This is a genomic window from Sphaerochaeta sp. S2 (genome assembly GCF_016406725.1).
Lineage (GTDB): Bacteria > Spirochaetota > Spirochaetia > Sphaerochaetales > Sphaerochaetaceae > Sphaerochaeta.
In genome coordinates this window covers 1-1912 of the sequence record NZ_JAEKNT010000171.1, presented here as the reverse complement: position 1 = coordinate 1912, position 1912 = coordinate 1, and the positions used below count along the sequence as shown (strand labels likewise).

Annotated in this window: 2 protein-coding genes and 1 pseudogene; 2 read left to right on the top strand and 1 reads right to left on the bottom strand. The window is 45.9% G+C overall.

The window, feature by feature from the left end; genetic code table 11:
• Positions 1-444, bottom strand: a pseudogene (locus tag JF818_RS04495) (hypothetical protein); the annotation flags it as partial.
• An 86-nt stretch (positions 445-530) separates the two neighbouring features.
• Between JF818_RS04495 and JF818_RS04490 the strand changes: the two are divergent.
• Positions 531-1409, top strand: coding sequence for a LysR family transcriptional regulator (locus JF818_RS04490; protein ID WP_198890777.1), 879 nt, complete (start codon positions 531-533; stop codon positions 1407-1409).
• A gap of 121 nt (positions 1410-1530) precedes the next feature.
• A partial coding sequence (locus JF818_RS04485; protein WP_198890776.1) for an AMP-binding protein occupies positions 1531-1912 on the top strand: 382 nt, incomplete at its 3' end.

Sequence of the window (1912 nt, the reverse complement as noted above, 5' to 3'; positions counted from 1 at the left end):
GGTATCCCTATCAAGGATTTGTAAGAAGACTCGAAGTGAGAGACCAAAAAGCCATCGAGCAGGCAACCAAGAGAATGCTGTATGGATTCTCTGTGCTAGGGATTGGGTATCAACCAGTCCATAAATGCATGTACTTCCCTTACAGGCTACAACCGGTCTGACCTTCGCTCCTGTTCCCCCTGTTGTCAGGGAGAGGGATGCAACTTCCTCCCGGAAGGCAGGAATACGGGAGTAGGGGATGCCGGGGATCTCAACGGTGAGCCTGCCGGTAAGACTTACCATTCCATCTCCATAGGTCTCGCTGAGGTGAGAGAGTTGTGAGAGCATCTCTGCCTGTAATGTACCGTTCCCTGTAATGATACGGGCAGAAAAGTTCTCTGTTCCTCGATTATGTAGAAACCCTTCTGCCTTCAATGCTTTGATCGTTTGTTCTGTAAGTGCCATAATCCCTCCAAATCGTGTTGCAGTCTAAAAGTGTTTTGGTATAAAGTAAATAATGAAAAATGTATGCAATATATAGGTGAAAACAAATGACTATTCGAGATCTTTCTATTTTCATTGCAGTAGCCGAACAGCTATCCATGAGCAAGGCCGCAGAGAAAATGCATCTTGCCCAGCCAACAGTCAGTGCGGTGATCGGTTCCCTGGAGAAGGATTACGGGGTATTGTTGTTCGACAGGTTGGGACGGAGTTTGCATTTGACCGATGAGGGAAGGTTCCTCCTCTCACGATCGCGTTCTATTGTTGGTTTGGTTGATACCCTTGAAAGTGAGCTTGGAGCATATACCCGGCAGCAGACGATCAGGATGGGTGCAACAATCACTGTTGGCAGTACACTGCTTGCTGATCTTATTGCACGCTTTGAAGGCGAGAACCCGCTCTTGCGTGTCCAGGTACAGGTTGACAACACCCAGACCATTGAGAGACTGCTCCTTGATGGCAGCTTGGATTTGGCTTTGGTAGAGGGAATGGTACAAAGCAAGTCACTGGTATGCACCCCCTGCTTTGTTGATGAATTGATTCCTGTGTGTGCAAAAGAGTTTCCTGTCCCTTCACCGCTTGGCCTAAAGACATTGAGTGACTACCCACTCATCCTTAGGGAGGAAGGGAGTGGTACAAGGGCATTGTTTGTTGGATTGTTGCAAGAAAAGGGAATTTCCTTTGAGGAAAAATGGTCCTGTCATAGCAGTGATGCAATTATAAGTGCAGTATCTGCTGGTCAGGGAATTACGGTCATTTCCCGACGTCTGGTACGTCATCTAATCCAAGAAAATATACTCAGGGAATTGTCATTGGAGGGAGTGGATATGAAGCGGAATTTCTCTCTTGTCCACCACAAGGACAAGGTATTTACCCCTTCGATGGAGAAGTTATTGCAATTGCTGAAATGTGATACGATGGAAGGGTGAGAAGTGCATTACACAATTACGCATTGTGAAAACTTGTCACAATAATCTTGATTTTTCACGATGCTTCTGCCTATAGTATAGAAAGATTGGAACCATAGAACGAACACAGGAGGTTGGAACGATGGCAACACACAAGAAAGGTGAAAAACCTTGGGATTTCCTTGAGGCTTATCGGGGTAAAAAGTTCAAAGGTGCATGGCCTACTGTGGTGGAAATGTTCGAGATCTCAGTCGAACGCTATCCCCAAAACAAGTGTTTTACAGCCTTTGTTCCACAGTACGAAACCTTTACCTATTCAGAAGTTCATTCATATGTCCTCTCTGTTGCAGATTACCTTGTCTCCAAGGGTGTTAAAAAGGATGACAAGATTGCAGTAATCGGAAAGAACAGCCCTGAGTGGGCTATTGCCTATCTTGGTGTTCTCTTCGCCGGGGCGATAGTAGTCCCCTTGGATAATACCCTTACCAATAAGGATATGTCCAAATACCTGGAGTTTGCAGGGG